Below are 17,091 nucleotides of genomic sequence, written 5' to 3'. Positions count from 1 at the left end.
GTGACGCACTCTCAAATTGTAAACTTTTAAGAATGCCCAAATAGTATGAAGTTTCTTAAGTGGGTGCAACAAAGAAGGGAGGCTTAGCCTCCCTTTATTTGAATTTGAGTCAAATATGACGTGAGCTTCACATCTCCCTGACTTTTGTTTTGCTTTGGCTTATGCGCCAAATACCGCTTGCATCGCGTAGTAGAATACCACTGCTAGCAATGCACCAGCAGGCAGAGTCACGACCCACGAAGCTACGATGTTACGTACAACGCCTAGGTTAAGTGCTGCGATACCACGAGCGAAACCAACACCCAATACCGCACCAACTAGAGTTTGTGTTGTAGAGATTGGCAGACCAGTACCAGAGGCTAATACTACAGTACACGCTGTTGCGAGCTGTGCTGCGAAACCGCGGCTTGGAGTTAGCTCTGTAATACCTGTACCTACAGTAGCCATTACTTTGTGACCCATAGTCGCAAGACCCACAACAATACCGATACCACCTAGAGGTAGAATCCACCATGCGATGGTGCTCTTCGCTGTGATTTCACCCATGTGCTCAACCGTAGACACAACAGCAGATAGTGGACCAATCGCGTTCGCTACGTCGTTTGAACCGTGTGCAAATGCCATCGCACAAGCTGTGATAACCATAAGTACGCTGAAGATACCTTCTACGCCACTGAAGCCATGGTCTTCTTCACGGTCTGCAAACTTACGCTGAATGTAGATGTAACCACCAATCATAACCAGAGACGAAACGCCCGCTGCCCACGCCCACGCTTCCATACCTTCAAGGTGCAAGCCAACATGCTTAAGACCTTTCTTGATAGTGACCAGTGCGATAACCATAGTGGTGATGAACATGTAAACCGGAACGAAGCGTTTTGCGTTGAATAGCGGTTTTTCAGTATCAAAGATCAGTCGTTGTGCACTGATGAAGATAACGTAAGCGAAGAAACCTGAAATCACCGGAGTGATGACCCAGCTACCCACGATGCCTTTTACTGAACCCCAGTCTACGGCTTCAGTGCCGACAGACACACAAGCGAAACCGATGATCGCACCGATGATAGAGTGAGTCGTAGATACCGGCCAGCCCATGTATGACGCGAGCAATAGCCATGTACCTGCCGCCAAGAGTGACGACATCATACCGAACACAAGAACGTCTGGCTGGTGAGCAAACAGAGAGGTCTCAATCACACCCTTACGGATAGTGTCTGTTACCTCACCGCCAGCAAGGTATGCGCCGGCGAATTCGAAGATCATCGCGATGATGATAGCTTGCTTAACTGTTAGAGCTTTAGAGCCAACAGAAGTACCCATTGCATTGGCAACATCGTTTGCACCGATACCGATCGCCATAAGGAAACCGAACATCGCCGCAACAAGAATCAGGATAGTGCCGTAGTTTGCAAGAATATCCATTGTAATAACCTAGTTTTGTTTCATAACAAGCGGAGCAAAAGTCGGGCGCAGGGCAATATCTTAAGCATTGTCTGTGCTCAACGCCTAATACTTCTTCGCTCTTTGTTACTTAGTTAACGTGTGTTTAAGACCTAGACAGCATGAGTTCAAGACGAGCGCCTACGCGCTGAGCTTGATCTGCAATACCGCCGACCCATTCAAGAATTTTGTACAAGAACATAACGTCGATAGGGTTCATGTCTTGCTCAATCGCCATCAGTTGCTGACGAAGCTGGATTTGCATGGCATCGGTATCATCTTCGATGACATCGAGTTGGTGAATCATCTCTGCAACCAGAGTCACCTCACGGCCTTTAAAGCCTGTCTCTAGCAGTTCATCCAGCTCATTGATAACGTTCTGAGCTTGGTTGGCTGCATCAAGACAACGCTTCACGTAAGCGATGAAGTTTTCTTGAAGTGGCGCAGGAATGACAAGTTGGCGACCGTAAACACGACCGGCAATGTCTTTGGCAAGGTTGGCAAGCTTATCTTGCTGTGTCAGTAGCTCTAGCATATCGCTACGGTCTACTGGCAAGAACAGGCCGCGTGGTAGTTTAAGACGGATCTCACGCTTCAAAACGTCGGCTTCTTTCTCTAAGTGAGAAATCTGCGCACGGATCTCCGCTGCTTTTTCCCAATCACCCTTTGAGCTTGTCTCAAAGAAGTTGATAAGGTGAGAGCAACATTCTGTTACGCACACAACGTGGCGCTGCAAAGGCTTAATAGGGGACTTTGCAAATAACCCCATAATTGTATTTACTGGCATGGTTGTTCAACCTAATTAATATAACCTGAAATAAACATACACCAATATCATGGTGAAATGTTGAGCGATGGCTATAAAGGCGCGCATGGTAACCCATTAAAACGCCGATTTAAACTGTTTTAGATCATCATTTGGGTGATATTTGTCACTTGCTGATTAGTACGATTGCTCATATCCTGTTGTCAGTACCCCCGAAAGGTAAAACTATGGAAACCGAGATAGAACTGAAGTTTTTTGTTTCTCCAGAATTTTCAGAAACTTTGCTTAGCAAGATTGCTGAAACAAAAGTACTTCAGCACAGTTGTCGTGAGTTAGGAAACACTTACTTCGACACGCCAGATAACTGGCTGCGCCAACACGATATTGGTCTCAGAATTCGTCGCTTTGACGATGTTTTTGTACAGACTGTAAAGACAGCAGGACGCGTTGTGGCTGGTCTGCACCAACGTCCAGAATATAACGCTGAACACAGTTCTAACATCCCAGACTTAACACTTCACCCTACCGATATCTATCCCGAAGGGAAAGATGTCGCGACGTTACAATCAGAATTGTTACCAATATTTGCTACTGACTTCACTCGTGAGCAGTGGTTAATCGGTATGACTGATGGCAGTCAGGTTGAGGTTGCATTTGATCAGGGTGTTGTCTCTTCGGGTGATAGAACCTACCCAATTTGTGAAGTCGAGCTCGAGCTAAAATCTGGGCAAACGGATGCCTTGTTCACTCTGGCTCGTGAACTGTGTGAAAGTGGTGGCATTCGACTTGGTAACCTAAGTAAAGCGGCGCGCGGCTATAGACTGGCAGCTAACTATGATGGCGACCCAGTCAAGACCATGGATTTGGTGGATACTGTTGCGACAGATAGTGTTGAAAGCTGCTTTATTCACTCCTTAGAGCATGCGCTGGCACATTGGCATTATCACGAGCAGATTTATGTTGAGCATGAGTCGATTGAGGCCTTGCAAGAGATCAGCCATGCGCTCAGCTTTATTCGCCAGGTCCTGACGGTTTACGGTGGAATTGTACCGCGACGCGCAAGCGCCATTTTGAGACAAGAATTGAAATGGCTAGAGCAAGAGTTGCAGTGGCTAAAAAGCTACGATCACTTTGAGACCTTGCTGGAAGACAAAGGCCACATTTTGAGAAAGCTAGACGCAAGAAAGTTTCTTGTTGCTGAGCTTAAAGAGATGGAGCAAGAGTTGCCTGAGCGTGAAGAGATGCTAAAGCTCATTCACTCAGGGCGTTACGCAGGCTTGTTGCTGGATCTTAGCCGCTGGATCCTTTCGAGAGGCTGGCAGCCATTCTTGGATGACAAGGCGCGTGAAAAAATGTCTCAAGACATTAAGCCATTCTCAGTGAAACAGCTCGCTCGTACTTGGGCTGAGCTCATTGAAGCGTTTCCACCAGAGAAGCTACTGTCTCGTCAAGAGTACATCGACCAGCAGTATCGTTTGATGCGCAACTTATATACCGGCGTTGGTTTTGCAAGCCTGTACAGCATGGAAGAGCGCAATAACTTCCGTTTGCCGTGGGCAGACTTGCTGCAGGGTATTGATGATTTACAGATGCTGGAATTGTTAGAGAAGCTTGTTGATAAACTTGAGGGCGAAGAGCGCGAGCAGCTAGAGCGCTGGTTGCGTCGTCAGGAAAGCTCAATCTTACACGCTATGGAGCAGACCAGGCAGATCAGTATTGAGGCAGAGCCATACTGGCAAAATTAGTTCGGTTGAGAGTAGGGAGGCAATACGCCTCCCTATTTTTTATCTTGCTCGAGTGATTCTATTTTTTGCTCCATCTTCTCAAGCTTATGCAAAATCACTTCTTGTTGGTTAAGCACCTTCTGTAGCATGACCTCTTTGTGTTTGGAGCGTCTCTCATCCATAGAACTGGGTGAAGAGAGCAGTGAGGTAATCAAGCCCGACGTCATACCAAACATACCCACACCACAGATAATAATGATACCTGCCAAGAACTTACCTACGATTGTAACCGGGTAGTGGTCGCCATAACCGACCGTTGATACCGTGACAAAAGCCCACCAAACGGCGTCGCCAATATGTTGAATGTTGGCATCGGGATCGCCGCTCTCAGCCCACATAATCAGCCCAGCCCCAACGGTAATGAGCAGCACGAGTAGCAAAAGGATCGACGCGATCGTCGTTTCATGTTTATTACGAGCGAGTTGTCTTAATAAGGCCTCACCAGAGCGAATCACTAGTACCACACGAAAAATATGAAAGACGCGGGCATATCTTAGTGGCTCGATCATCGGCAGGCTGGCTAGGAAGTCGATCCAGTGGGTTTTCAAAAATTGCACTCGATCTGTGGAGCGGATCAGATCCACAACAAGTTGCAGAATAAATAAGCTACAGATTATAAAGTCGAGGCCGATAAGAACAGTACGCTCATCCTCGTTGATGGGAGCAAACAATAAGGCTGAGATCACAAATAGCGCCATAAAAGAGAGGAACAGTGACAATAAGCTCAGAGGCTTAGTTTCAGTTTTGGTATCATTTGCTTTCATACGAGGCTCGAAATAAATAACTTGGTCTCATGATTCACATTCCCCCCTACGGCTTTTGGCATGCAGGCAAGTGAAAATGGCATTCAGTTAGAGAAAGATTCCCTAACTATATAATAATTAATGGAGAACGGATAATGACCACACTGGCATTTAAACCTTGGGAGCGACTCATCACCGATGTTCGCTTAGTTCCTAAGATGTTGATGTTGATGATTTTTAGTACCGTACTGCTTGTTGGTAAGCAGTTGTGGGATGCAAGCACATTTTACGACTCTCTTCTTGCCGCAACCCAGAACGAAGCGATTGCCCAGCAACACTACGAAGCTTATCTAGTTCAGGTCGTATGGCAAACTGCCTTGATGATTGTTCTGTTTGTGGCACTGCTGATGTTTGCAGCAAAAACCATGCTTAAGCAGACTAATTACCTAAGTGACGCCATCAAGCGAATGGCAGATAAAGATCTTACTGTTCCGGTAATCATGGACTGTAAAGATGAGTACGGTGATGTGGCTCGTGAGTTAGAACGAACGCGTGCACAGCTTCAAGACATCATCAAAACTCAAGTGGCAACCTCTCAAGAGCTGGCGACGCTCACTGAAGTAATGACGCTAAGCATGTCTGAGACCAAAGAGTCATCTCAAGAAGAGTTCCAAGAGATCGACCAACTGGCTACTGCGATGAGCGAAATGAGCTCGACGGTTCAAACCGTTGCAGACCACGCGAATAACGCCTCGCAACTAACCGAGCAGGCTTCGGGCCAAGCAGAGACGGGGCAGCGCTTTGTACAGGGCACTGTAACTAAGATGAGCGAGTTATCGAACGACATCTCAGCTTCTGCGGCGGCGGTAAACCAGGTAGAAGAGCGCGTGGAGTCGATTGGTAGCGTGGTTGGCACCATTCAAGGCATTTCAGAGCAGACTAACTTACTTGCACTGAATGCAGCGATTGAGGCGGCTCGAGCGGGTGAAGCTGGACGTGGTTTTGCTGTGGTAGCGGATGAGGTACGTAACCTTGCACAGCGTACCCAGCAAGCGACAGTCGAAATCCAAGAGATGATCTCTCAGCTACAATCGAGCGCCAATTCAGCGGTAGAGCTGATGGAGAAGAGTGTGGTTGAAGCCGCGGATGGCGTAGAGCTTGTGACGAATGCGGGTACTGAGCTTGATGGCATCGTAAGCCAGGTTAACCAGATTAATGATATGAATTTCCAAATCGCTACTGCAGCGGGGCAGCAAAGCAGTGTTGCTGAAGAGATGAACCAAAACCTAACTAATGTACGTGAGTTGGTAGAGGCATCGGTTGTGGTGGTCACTGAGCTACTCGAAACATCTGAGATGATGCAAAACAACGCGGCTGAGCTCGATAACAAGATCCAGTCTTTCAATGTTTAAGCGACGTTAGATTTTTGACGTTAGATTTTTATAGACGCTTCAATAAAAAAGCGGCTCACTTGGTGTAAGTGAGCCGCTTTTTTTTAGCTGAGTGTTTATTGATTCTCTTCGCCACTCGTTTCTGGTTCAACCTGCGTTTGAGCCAGTTCGAGTACTTGATTGTCAATAAGGCGCGCTTTACCCAAGAAAGCAGACATCAAAATGACCGCGTGGGTAGAACTGTCGCTGATAGCCTGAAGGGTGTGAGCATCACGGATGAAGATCTCATCGGGTTGCAAACCCGCGGCACGAAGCTGGTCACTGGCATCTTCGATGATGGATGCATAGTCGTCACGACCACCACGGATGGCACTATTCATCCAACGCATGGTTTTCGCAAGCACGGGTGCACGTTGGCGTTCATCCATTGTGAGGTAGCCATTGCGAGAGCTCATAGCAAGACCATCCATTTCACGTACCGTCGGTACGCCAATGATCTCGATATTCATGGCGAGGTCGTTCACCATCTGACGAATCAGTGCGAGCTGCTGGTAGTCTTTTTCACCAAAACACGCGACATCTGGCTGCACAATATTGAACAGCTTCGTCACGATAGTCGCAACACCTCTAAAGTGTCCTGGGCGAGATGCCCCTTCAAGCATTTGCGAGATGCCAGGTACCTCAACGAAGGTTTGCTTATCTAGACCGTTCGGGTACATGATTTCTGGTGTTGGCGTGAACACCAAATCAACCCCTTCAGCGGTCAGCTTACTCAGGTCATCTTCCAGCGTGCGCGGATAGTTGTTGAGGTCATCTGCGCGCTCAAACTGCATTGGGTTAACAAAAATACTCGCCACAACCACATCTGCGTTCTCTCGAGCTTTACGCATCAGCGTTAAGTGACCTTCATGAAGGTTACCCATGGTCGGAACAAACGCGATACGGCGTTGTTCACGTTTTAGCTGAGCAATCTGCTCTCTAAGTTCAGCAATATCAGCGAAAGTTTGCATGATTCCCCCTAGGCAATCGTATGAGCGTCGTCTGGGAAAGCGCCGCTCTCCACATCCGCGATATATTTAGCAACGGCGCTGCGCATATCGCCTGTTTCTGCCAAAAAGTTCTTTGAGAATTTAGGCATGTAATTAGCTGAAATGCCAAACATGTCGTGCATCACAAGGATTTGACCGTCGGTACCATTACCAGCACCAATACCGATGACTGGAACGTCTAGCACTTCTGTGATGCGCGCTGCTAGCTCGGCAGGTACGCATTCAAGAAGGATAATTTGTGCGCCTGCTTCTTGTAGAGCGAGTGCGTCACGAACCATCTTATCCGCATTTTTCTGATCGCGACCTTGCACCTTATAGCCACCGAAGATATTAACGCTTTGAGGCGTAAGACCCAGGTGAGCACAGACAGGTACTGCGCGCTCAGTTAACATTCTTACCGTATCAACTAGCCAGTCACCACCCTCTAGCTTCACCATGTTTGCACCTGCGCGCATCAGCGCTGCAGCGCTTTCACACGCTTGCTGTGGTGTCGCATAGCTCATGAATGGCATGTCAGCCATCAATAGGCAATTCGGGCTGCCTGCGCGCACAGCGCGCGTGTGGTAAGCAATATCATCGACAGTAACAGGCAAGGTATCGTTGTGACCTTGCAGTACCATGCCGAGTGAATCGCCGACCAAAATTACAGGCATTTCTTGGCTTTCAAACAAAGCTGCAAAACTGGCATCGTATGCCGTTGAAGTTGCAAATTTGCGACCTTCGCTTTTCCACTTAACGAGGTCGTTAATGTTGATTTTTTTCATTTTTAATCCTTATTAGGGGATTGGCTAGGATTGCCAAACTCTGAGTCCATTACGGTCAACACTATCGATGAGGGTAGTGAGCTCAGTCCCATCAGGGAGTTGTAAATTTGGTGCGATTTCCATAAGCGGATAGAGAACAAACTCGCGTTGTTTCATCCCGTAATGAGGAACGGTTAAGCGCTCGGAATCGATCACCTCATTGCCATAAAGAATGATGTCGAGATCTAGGGTTCTTGGGCCCCACCTCTCATCTTTACGGACACGCCCCTGTTCCAGTTCGATCGTTTGGGTGCAATCAAGCAGTTCCAGTGGCGTTAATTCGGTTGAAATCTTTGCAACAGCATTGATGTAATCAGGCTGGTCTTGCGGCCCCATCGGAGTGCTGCTGTAAAGTGAAGAGCAAGCCAGAAGCTCGCTCTTAGGAAGTGTTTTAAGTGCCTCAATCGCCACTTTGGCTTGTGAGACTGGGTCGGACAGGTTACTGCCGATAGCAATGTAGCAGATGGTCATTATTCAGCACTCTTGGCGTTTTTCGCCTTTGGCGTGCGTCTGCGACGCGAACCGGAGCGTGAGCTAGAGCCACCGATATCATTCACCATCGCTTGACGCATATTACGTCCCGCAGATTGGAATGTGCCCCACCATTTTGCCAGCAGTGCCACTTCGCCGCCTTCAATTTCTCCGCGCATTTCAAGGAAATCGAAGCCAGCACGGAACTTGTTTAGCTCCATCAAGCGGTATGCGCGTTTGCCTGAGCGACGTGGAAGACGCAGCTGTAGCTGCCAGATTTCGCGAATAGTCGCGGTATGACGGCGCGGAATGGCAGTCGATTTCACCTGTTCATCCAGTATGATATTACTCGCTTCCATCATTGCGTCGTACTCTGATAGGCCGCGCGACATGAGCTCTTTGGCGCTTTCCATCATTGGATACCACAACATAGCGGCAAACATGAAGGCTGGATTAACGCGTTTGCCTTCTTCGATACGCTCGTCCGTTGCATCCAACACGAGATCAAGAACTTGCTCGGTTTGTGACGAGTAGTCTTCTGTGAAGTGAGGAGCGATTAGAGGGAACAACTGCTGGAACAGGTTGTACTCGCGCATTAAGTGGTAGGTCTCCAGACCATAACCCGATTGAAGCAGTTTGAGTGCTTCTTCGTACAAACGCGCAGAAGGAATATCGCGCAGCAGCGGCGCCAAGTCTTCGATTGGCGCTGCGGTATCTTCCTCAATGTCGAAATCCAGCTTAGCAGCGAAACGAATCGCACGAAGCATACGGACTGGGTCTTCGCGGTAGCGCACATCTGGGTCGCCAATGAGACGAATAAGTCGGTCATTGAGGTCTTCGACACCACCTGCGTAATCGTGGATCGAGTAGTCACCGATGTTGTAGTACATTGCGTTGATGGTGAAGTCACGACGTTCTGCGTCTTCATCAATGCTGCCATAGACATTGTCGCGCAGCAGCATGCCTTCTTTGCTCTGCTGAGAAACGTTCTTTTCTTGCTCTTGGTGGTGACCTCGGAAGGTAGCAACCTCGATAATATCCCGCCCAAACATGATGTGAGCGAGTCGAAAACGGCGACCAATCAGTCGACAGTTTCTGAACAGTTTTTTAATTTGCTCTGGCGTCGCGTTAGTGGCTATATCGAAATCTTTAGGTTGTTCTCCAAGCAGCAGATCGCGCACGCCACCGCCAACTAAATATGCGTCATAGCCTGCACCGTTTAAGCGGTATAGGACTTTTAACGCATTATCGCTGATCTGCTTGCGCGAGATGTTGTGTTCATCACGTGTATGGACGTGTAATGAGATGTCACTATATACATGATGAGCTTTTTGAGAATTTTCTTTTTTATTCATAGTATTAACGCAATTAAGGTTCGCGAAATAGAGTGCTTTTTAGCCCTATTTCGTGCCTGACGCATGAAATTTGCCGCTTATTCTAGCCTAGAGAGCGTCATTTGAGAATGGCGGTTTGATTTTGAGCTGCTTAGGAAGCTGAGATAGTCGCCAATTTTCCACACCCCATTGGATGATATCGGCGATTTCTTTCGTGGCTATTTCAGTCTGCACATCGAAACCAAGAAAGCGCATCGCATTGAGAAGTGTCGGTTTGGGGTTATCCAAATCGATAGCCGTTGCGTGGTTCTGTTTTGATAGCTTATTACCGTTGTCATCGATCGCGAGCGGTAGATGAAGATAGGTCACAGGCTCCGCACCTAGGGTTTTGTATAGGCTGATTTGACGCCCTGTGGGCTCAATAAGGTCTGCGCCGCGAACGATCTCGGTAACCCCTTGGTAGATGTCATCCAACACGACAGCGAGATTGTACGCAAATAAGCCATCTCGACGTTTGATAATAAAATCTTCCTGAGCGAGCTGCTCTGGGATATCCAGCTGACCATGCTTCTCATCGACAAAAGACGAGACGGGGTAGTCCATGGTAAGGCGAACGGCACAACCGTCGGCAGTGGTTAGCTGCTTATCACGACATGTTCCTTGATAAAAGCCGCCCGTAGCTTTGATCTGTTTTCTCGTGCACTCACACAAATAAGCTTGTCCACTGGCTAGCCAGTGATCGATTTGTTCTTGGTAGGCATCCAAGCGCTGACTTTGGTATAGCACCTCACCATCCCAATGCAGCTGATAGGCTTGCAGTGTTTTTAATATCAGCTCTGCTGCACCTTCCACTTCTCGCGGCGGATCGATATCTTCAATCCTGACCAGCCATCGACCATTCTGAGATCGAGCTTGAAAATAGCTACCCAGTGCGGCAATTAAGGAACCAAAGTGTAGGGGACCCGAAGGAGAGGGCGCGAATCGACCAATATACATAGTGCTTTTCGTGTGTGAAGGGTGGATCAAAAAAGGGAGCGTTTGCTCCCTTTTTCTCGTTTGTTAGCCTTGCATCTGTCTTTCTTTGATTTCTGCAAGTGTCTTACAGTCGATACATAAATCGGCAGTAGGACGGGCTTCTAAGCGACGGATACCGATTTCGATACCACAAGATTCACAGAAACCAAAATCGTCTTCTTCAATCTTGTTTAGCGTCTTTTCAATCTTCTTGATCAAACGACGCTCACGGTCACGGTTGCGTAGCTCTAAGCTGAATTCTTCTTCTTGAGAAGCTCTATCAACTGGATCAGGAAAGTTAGCTGCTTCGTCTTGCATGTGGTGCACAGTTCGATCAACTTCTTCCCTAAGTTGGTTGCGCCAAGCGCTCAAAATTTTTGTAAAGTGATCCAACTGAGCTTGTGACATGTATTCTTCACCAGCTTTTTCTTGGTATGGATCAACACCTGCAATGGCTAGGATGCCTAGCGCTTTTTTCTTAGTTTCTGGCATGCAGCATCTCCTACTTACACCTAGTCAACTGTGCGAACAGTTAATTTTAAGGCGGGTATCTATAGCAAAAACAAATGCTGGTGGCAAACGAAGTTTGTTAAAGTTCTTCTCTATGTGAAGTGACATCACTTTTGAATGAAATCCAACGCCGATGTCAGCGCCATTTCATTGTCAGAAAAAGCCGCTTTGTAACAAATCACTTCAACCCCAGCTTGTCTTGCTTGCTCAAGTAATTGTGAATATTTCGCATCTATATGGTGTGCCGCCGACACTTTTTCAATCCCTGAATGCAAAACAGCGAAAAATAATACGGCTCGATGTCCTGATTGAACCATTTCTGTGAGCTCTCTCAAGTGCTTTTGACCGCGAGTGGTCTTAGCATCTGGAAAATACCCTTGTCCCGTATTGCCTTCATCCAGCAGTGTGACACTTTTTACTTCGATGTAGCAATCTGCGCGATCACTATCTTGCAATAAAATATCGACTCTGCTGTTTTCTTGACCGTATTTCACCTCTGTTCGTAAAGTTTGGTAACCAATTAGCTCTTTTACAACGTTTTTTTGTATTGCTTCGACAACTAATGTGTTAGCGCGGGCGGTATTCACACAAATGGTGTGCCCAGCTTTGGTCTCGGTAAGCTCCCAACTGTTGGGGTATTTTCGTTTGGGGTTATCTGAAGTGGAGTACCAGACGGTTGAGTCAGGCTCCGCACAACCTGTCATCGCGCCTGTATTGGCACAGTGAATCGTGATTTCTTTGTTATCAGGTAAAGTAATGTCCGCGAGGAAGCGTTTATAGCGCTGAACTAACTTCCCCGATTCTAAAGGTGGTTCGAAGTGCATTTTGAGGCCGTTTTTTATTAGAATGATGAGCCTCATTACATCATAAGGTCATTGCGTTGTCACAATTGCCCATCGAACACGTGTTGCCAGAGCTCTTTGAAGCTATTCGCACATCGGATCAAATCATCTTAAAAGCGGCCACAGGTGCGGGTAAGTCGACACACTTTCCCCTCAAGTTGGTTCAGTCGGGTATTATCCCGGGTAAGATCGTTATGCTTGAGCCTCGTCGGATAGCGGCGCGAAACATCGCAATGTATGTCGCAGCCCAACTGGGAGAGCCCGTCGGTAAGCAGGTGGGTTATCGAGTCCGTGGTGAGTCTAAAGTGAGTGAAAGCACCAAGCTTGAAGTGGTCACCGAAGGCATATTGACGCGAATGCTGCAAGATGATCCTGAACTGACGGGCATCGATATGATCATTTTTGATGAGTTTCATGAGCGCAGTTTACATGCTGATACCGCGTTAGCCTTTGCTCTAGAGAGCCAAGAGGCACTGCGAGAAGATCTTAAGATCGTCGTCATGTCAGCCACGCTGGATCCAGATGACCTTATTCGGGTGTTACCAACCGCTCAGTTTATTCAATCAGAGGGGCGCACGTATCCGGTCGACATAGATTATCAGCCCATGTCGCAAAATGATTATCTGCCCGATTTTATGGCCAAGCAGATAGAGCGCTTACTTATTCGTGAGTCCGGCTCCCTGCTGGCGTTTCTTCCCGGAGTCGGGGCAATAAAGCGCGTACAAGAACTGCTGCAAAAGGCCAACCTAGATGCCACAGTTTGCCCACTCTACGGTCAGTTAGACTTTGCAACGCAGCAGGCTGCGATGCAGCCAGCCAAGGCAGGAGAGCGTAAAGTCGTACTCGCGACCAACATCGCCGAGACCTCGTTGACCATTGAAGGTATCCGCCTTGTGGTGGATTCTGGTTTAGAAAATCAGGCTTGGTTCGATCTAAAGACCGGAATATCAAAGCTAGAGCAAGGACGCATCGCTCAATCGTCCGCTATTCAGCGAGCGGGTCGTGCAGGAAGGACTGAGCCAGGTTTGTGTGTCCGTCTTTACAGTGAAAGTCAGTTTCAGGCACAGCCTGAACAGAGCACGCCAGAGATATTGCGAAGTGATCTCGCTTCGCTTCAGCTCGAATTGATCCGCTGGGGTTGTCATGAGGCAAGTGATCTCGCGTGGATCGATGAACCTAAATTTACTCATCTTGAGCAAGCAAAGTCGCTACTGATTGCGCTAAAGCTTATCGATGACACGGGGAAAGCCACAGCGCTTGGCAATGAAGCCTATCAGTTAGGCGTTGAGCCTCGAATGGCAAGTATGTTGCTCCAAGCGAACCTCATTGGTGAGCAAGCCTTGAAGAGCGCGGTTGCATTATGCGCTTTGATTGAAGAGCCAGAGCGTAATGAAGTCGACCTTCGCCAATCTTTGCACCGCTGGCAACAAGCGAGACACCCACGAAACAACGCTCTGAAACAGCGAGCGAAAACCTTATCATCACGCTTTTCTTGTCGCTTTAATGTTAATGAAGTTGACGAATCTTTACTTGGCGTTGTCGCAGCGTTGGCATTCCCAGATAGAATAGCCTTAGCTCGCAAGCAGTCAGGCCTCTATGTGCTTGCCAATGGTCATGGTGCTTCTGTGGATCAACAGCATCGCTTGTCGGATGAAACCATGCTAGTGGCAGTGGATTTGATGAGAACAGGGCAGGGCAGCAGCGCCATCTTCAAAGCGGCTCCGGTCACTTTTGAGCAGATCAATACTCTGTTGCCTGAGATGGTCGATGAGGCAACCCTAGTGGAATGGGACGATAACAAAGGGCGCGTTGTCGCCAGTGAGCAGCGTCGCATTGGGTCTCTCGTGGTGGAAAGTAAAGAAACCACAGTTCCTGAAGATGCGGATATTTCACAAGCATTGCTCAGTTACGTTCAACGTAAAGGGTTGAGTGTGTTGAGTTGGACTGATAAAGCCGAGGAGCTAACTCAACGTGTGCAATGCGCCGCACTATGGCTAGAGAATGACGAATGGCCAGCCATGTCTTCAAAAGATTTGTTGGCGAATCTGGATGAATGGTTACTGCCATTTATGCATGGCGTAACCAATGCTAAGCAGCTAAAAAAAGTGGATGTTGTCGCCGCCTTAGAAGCCTTACTCGGCTGGGAGAAAGCGAAGCAACTCGATGAATGGTTACCAACACATCTAACCGTGGCGTCCGGAAATCGTAAGAAGATCCGCTATCAGGTTGGTGAGGCGCCAACTTTATCCGTGAAGCTTCAAGAGATGTTTGGTGAAAAAGTGTCACCAACGATAGCAAAAGGGACGCAACCCATTGTATTGGAGCTGCTTTCTCCAGCACAAAGACCACTGCAAATTACTCGAGATCTTGCCGCGTTTTGGCAGGGTGCTTATAAGCAAGTACAGAAAGAAATGAAGGGGCGCTATCCCAAGCACCCATGGCCAGATGACCCAATGAATCATCAAGCCACCAGTAAAACCAAAAGACAATTAGATTCATGATAACAAGAAATAAGTTAGCAGCAGCGGGAAAGAAACCAGCGCCTAAAAAGAGCGCGGCTAAGCCAGCGACCAAACGTAAAACGAGCACACGACGTCCCAAGCGTAAATCGACGCGTGGCAAACGTAAGGTCGGCTGGGGTAAGCGTCTGTTCTCTATTGGCTGGAAGCTTGCGTTAGTCGGTGTCGTCGCTATGGGGGCGGTGCTTTACTATCTGGACCAAGTGGTGAAAGAGCGCTTCGAGGGTGAGTTGTTCGAGCTGCCAACGGTAGTCTATGCCCGAGTGCTCAACCTATCGGTGGGTGATGAGATCACAGTCCAACAACTGCGTAATGAGTTGGACGTCCTCAGTTATCGAAAAGTGTCTCAGCCGCGTCATCCCGGAGAGTATTCGTCGTCTTCCAGTAAAGTCGAACTCATTCGTCGCCCTTTTGAGTTTGCTGATGGCCCTGAGCCTGATCGCCATGTCATGCTTTATTTTAATGATGGCACGCTGACGCGCATCCAATCACTAGATAAAAAGGGTGATCTTGGCTTTCTGCGTATCGAACCTAAGATGTTGGGTATGCTCGAGAAACAAGCGGATGAGCAGCGACTTTTCTTGAGACGAGATCAGTTTCCTGAGGTCATGATCGATGCATTAATTGCCACCGAAGATAGAGACTTTTATCAGCACGATGGTGTTTCACCGACGGCAATCGCCCGTGCTTTCTTCGCCAATATTCGTGCAGGCAGAACCGTTCAAGGTGGCAGTACGCTAACCCAGCAGTTAGCCAAAAACTTATTTTTGACCAGTGAGCGTACATTATGGCGTAAGGTCCGTGAGGTGCTGATTGCGCTGATTTTGGATTACCGCTACAGCAAAGACAGGATCTTAGAAGCCTATCTCAATGAGGTGTACCTTGGTCAAAGTCGCGGTGAAGCGATTCATGGCTTTGGTCTCGCCTCGCGTCTCTATTTTGGTCAGCCATTGCAAGACTTACGTATTGACCAGCTTGCTATGCTGGTGGGTATGGTCAAAGGGCCATCTTATTACAACCCAATTCGTCACCCAGAGCGCGCCAAGCAGCGTCGTGACCTTGTGCTACGACTGATGATGGACCAAGGCATGCTTACGGGGCGTGAATTTGAAATGGCTGCCTCGCGCGATCTTGATTTGCAAAAGAACCCACAAATTGCCAGTCGTCAGCCTGCGTACTTCCAACAGCTAAAGCGTGAACTGCGCAGTAAAGTGGGTGACAAGATGACGTCGTCGAAAGGCGTTCGTATATACACGTCACTTGATCCCGTATCGCAAGACAAACTTGAGAAAGCCATCGCCAAACGTATCCCGCAGCTTGAAAAGACATCGGGCAAAGGGCTCGAAGCGGCGGCAGTTGCGGTTGACCGTAACACCGGTGAAATCCGTGCTATGGTGGGTGGTAAACGTACGGGTTACAGCGGATTTAACCGAGCGCTCAATGCCAGCAGGCCGATTGGTTCCCTAGTCAAACCCGCTGTTTATCTCACGGCTCTAGAGCAGCCGGAGGCTTATGATCTCGCGAGTACCCTCCAGGACACGCCAATCACCCTAAAAGGAAGTAAAGGCAACGTTTGGCAGCCAAGAAACTACGACCGTAAGTTCCGAGGCGATGTACCGCTTTACGAAGCGTTAGCAAAATCACTCAACGTACCGACGGTGCGCTTAGGTATGGCACTGGGCATCAAAAATGTATCGGACACCCTTGTTCGCTTGGGTGTCGATGCGAATGAAATTCGCCCTGTTCCTTCAATGTTCTTAGGGTCCCTATCGCTGACGCCTTACCAAGTAGCGCAGATGTTCCAAACGCTGTCTAACTCGGGTCGACAGGCTGAGCTATCCACCTTACGTTCTGTCGTTTCGGTTGAGGGTGATGTCATCTATCGCTCGCTACCAAAAGCACAACAGAAGGTGCCTCAGCAAGCGGCTTGGCTGACTACTTTTGCGATGAAAAAAGGGGTTGCAGAAGGGACTGGCCGCTATCTTAATAGTCAGTTTGCATGGGCTGCCCTTGCGGGTAAAACGGGCACCAGTAATGACACGCGTGATAGCTGGTTTGTGGGTGTCGATGGGCGTGAAGTGACGACGATCTGGGTTGGGCGTGATGATAACAAGTCGACCAAGCTTACCGGTTCGAGTGGCGCACTACGGGTGTACTCCGATTATCTTGCTGCGCGTATTCCAGAAAAGCTGGTGCTGCCTTGGCCCAAGGATATCAGCATGATCGGCTTCGCTAAGCAGAGTGATGGGGCATTGCAGCTCGATTGTCATAATGAATACCAATTGCCTGTATGGGATGAAGGCGGACAGCTCAAGGCCTCTTGTGATAATCAGCCCAAACAGTGGATCAAAAATCTATTTGATTGGTAAATTGGACTAGTGTTAATTATTCTGAGAACGGCTAATATATTGATATATTAACCATA

At 48.3% G+C, this 17,091-nt stretch carries 14 protein-coding genes; 4 read left to right on the top strand and 10 right to left on the bottom strand.

Going from position 1 to position 17,091, the window contains the following annotated elements:
• Window positions 1-159: 159 nt before the first annotated feature.
• Together AC6I8U_RS13830 and AC6I8U_RS13825 are read right to left on the bottom strand one after the other, a co-directional pair.
• On the bottom strand, window positions 160-1,422 hold the full coding sequence (locus AC6I8U_RS13830) for an inorganic phosphate transporter (RefSeq protein ID WP_234494531.1): 1,263 nt from the start codon (window positions 1,420-1,422) through the stop codon (window positions 160-162).
• Between the two features lie 124 nt (window positions 1,423-1,546).
• Entirely contained in the window at window positions 1,547-2,227 is a 681-nt protein-coding gene (locus tag AC6I8U_RS13825) for a TIGR00153 family protein (protein WP_042475951.1), read from the bottom strand.
• Window positions 2,228-2,433: 206 nt separating this feature from the next.
• On the opposite strand from AC6I8U_RS13825, the gene AC6I8U_RS13820 reads away from it, so the two are divergent.
• Entirely contained in the window at window positions 2,434-3,951 is a 1,518-nt protein-coding gene (locus tag AC6I8U_RS13820) for a CYTH and CHAD domain-containing protein (protein WP_498017184.1), read from the top strand.
• 32 nt (window positions 3,952-3,983) lie between these two features.
• Here the strand turns inward: AC6I8U_RS13820 and AC6I8U_RS13815 are convergent, their stop codons facing one another.
• The gene (locus tag AC6I8U_RS13815; RefSeq protein ID WP_234494529.1) at window positions 3,984-4,754 is read right to left on the bottom strand and encodes a potassium channel family protein; all 771 of its coding nucleotides are present in this window, start codon (window positions 4,752-4,754) and stop codon (window positions 3,984-3,986) included.
• Window positions 4,755-4,888: 134 nt separating this feature from the next.
• Between AC6I8U_RS13815 and AC6I8U_RS13810 the strand changes: the two genes are divergently transcribed.
• A complete protein-coding gene (locus tag AC6I8U_RS13810) occupies window positions 4,889-6,145 on the top strand; it encodes a methyl-accepting chemotaxis protein (protein WP_446569562.1) in 1,257 nt (418 codons plus the stop codon).
• A gap of 95 nt (window positions 6,146-6,240) precedes the next feature.
• Here AC6I8U_RS13810 and panC read toward each other — a convergent pair whose 3' ends face one another.
• The 7 genes from panC to sfsA all read right to left on the bottom strand — a co-directional run bounded on the left by panC (window position 6,241) and on the right by sfsA (window position 12,129).
• Window positions 6,241-7,134 carry a pantoate--beta-alanine ligase gene (panC, locus tag AC6I8U_RS13805; protein ID WP_498017183.1) on the bottom strand — a complete coding sequence of 298 codons (894 nt, stop codon included), beginning with the start codon at window positions 7,132-7,134 and terminating at the stop codon, window positions 6,241-6,243.
• Between the two features lie 8 nt (window positions 7,135-7,142).
• On the bottom strand, window positions 7,143-7,937 hold the full coding sequence (gene panB, locus AC6I8U_RS13800) for a 3-methyl-2-oxobutanoate hydroxymethyltransferase (protein ID WP_234494526.1): 795 nt from the start codon (window positions 7,935-7,937) through the stop codon (window positions 7,143-7,145).
• Between the two features lie 24 nt (window positions 7,938-7,961).
• Complete coding sequence (folK, locus tag AC6I8U_RS13795) at window positions 7,962-8,447, bottom strand: 2-amino-4-hydroxy-6-hydroxymethyldihydropteridine diphosphokinase (protein WP_042475955.1); 486 nt, start codon at window positions 8,445-8,447, stop codon at window positions 7,962-7,964.
• On the bottom strand, window positions 8,447-9,802 hold the full coding sequence (pcnB, locus tag AC6I8U_RS13790) for a polynucleotide adenylyltransferase PcnB (RefSeq protein WP_042475958.1): 1,356 nt from the start codon (window positions 9,800-9,802) through the stop codon (window positions 8,447-8,449). Before pcnB ends, folK begins: the two co-directional genes overlap by 1 nt.
• An 87-nt stretch (window positions 9,803-9,889) precedes the next feature.
• Window positions 9,890-10,777, bottom strand: a complete 888-nt coding sequence (gluQRS, locus tag AC6I8U_RS13785) for a tRNA glutamyl-Q(34) synthetase GluQRS (protein WP_498017182.1) — start codon at window positions 10,775-10,777, stop codon at window positions 9,890-9,892.
• A gap of 63 nt (window positions 10,778-10,840) precedes the next feature.
• Complete coding sequence (gene dksA, locus AC6I8U_RS13780; RefSeq protein WP_042475961.1) at window positions 10,841-11,287, bottom strand: RNA polymerase-binding protein DksA; 447 nt, start codon at window positions 11,285-11,287, stop codon at window positions 10,841-10,843.
• A gap of 125 nt (window positions 11,288-11,412) precedes the next feature.
• Window positions 11,413-12,129 carry a DNA/RNA nuclease SfsA gene (sfsA, locus tag AC6I8U_RS13775; protein WP_498017181.1) on the bottom strand — a complete coding sequence of 239 codons (717 nt, stop codon included), beginning with the start codon at window positions 12,127-12,129 and terminating at the stop codon, window positions 11,413-11,415.
• A gap of 56 nt (window positions 12,130-12,185) precedes the next feature.
• Here sfsA and hrpB point away from each other — a divergent pair, with 56 nt between their 5' ends.
• The gene (gene hrpB, locus AC6I8U_RS13770) at window positions 12,186-14,648 is read left to right on the top strand and encodes an ATP-dependent helicase HrpB (protein WP_498017180.1); all 2,463 of its coding nucleotides are present in this window, start codon (window positions 12,186-12,188) and stop codon (window positions 14,646-14,648) included.
• On the top strand, window positions 14,645-17,035 hold the full coding sequence (gene mrcB, locus AC6I8U_RS13765) for a penicillin-binding protein 1B (protein WP_498017179.1): 2,391 nt from the start codon (window positions 14,645-14,647) through the stop codon (window positions 17,033-17,035). The genes hrpB and mrcB overlap by 4 nt, the downstream gene beginning before the upstream one ends.
• The last annotated feature ends 56 nt before the right edge of the window (window positions 17,036-17,091 follow it).

The organism is Vibrio sp. KUL80, from assembly GCF_059725495.1.
This window is presented reverse-complemented; position numbering and strand designations above follow the sequence as displayed.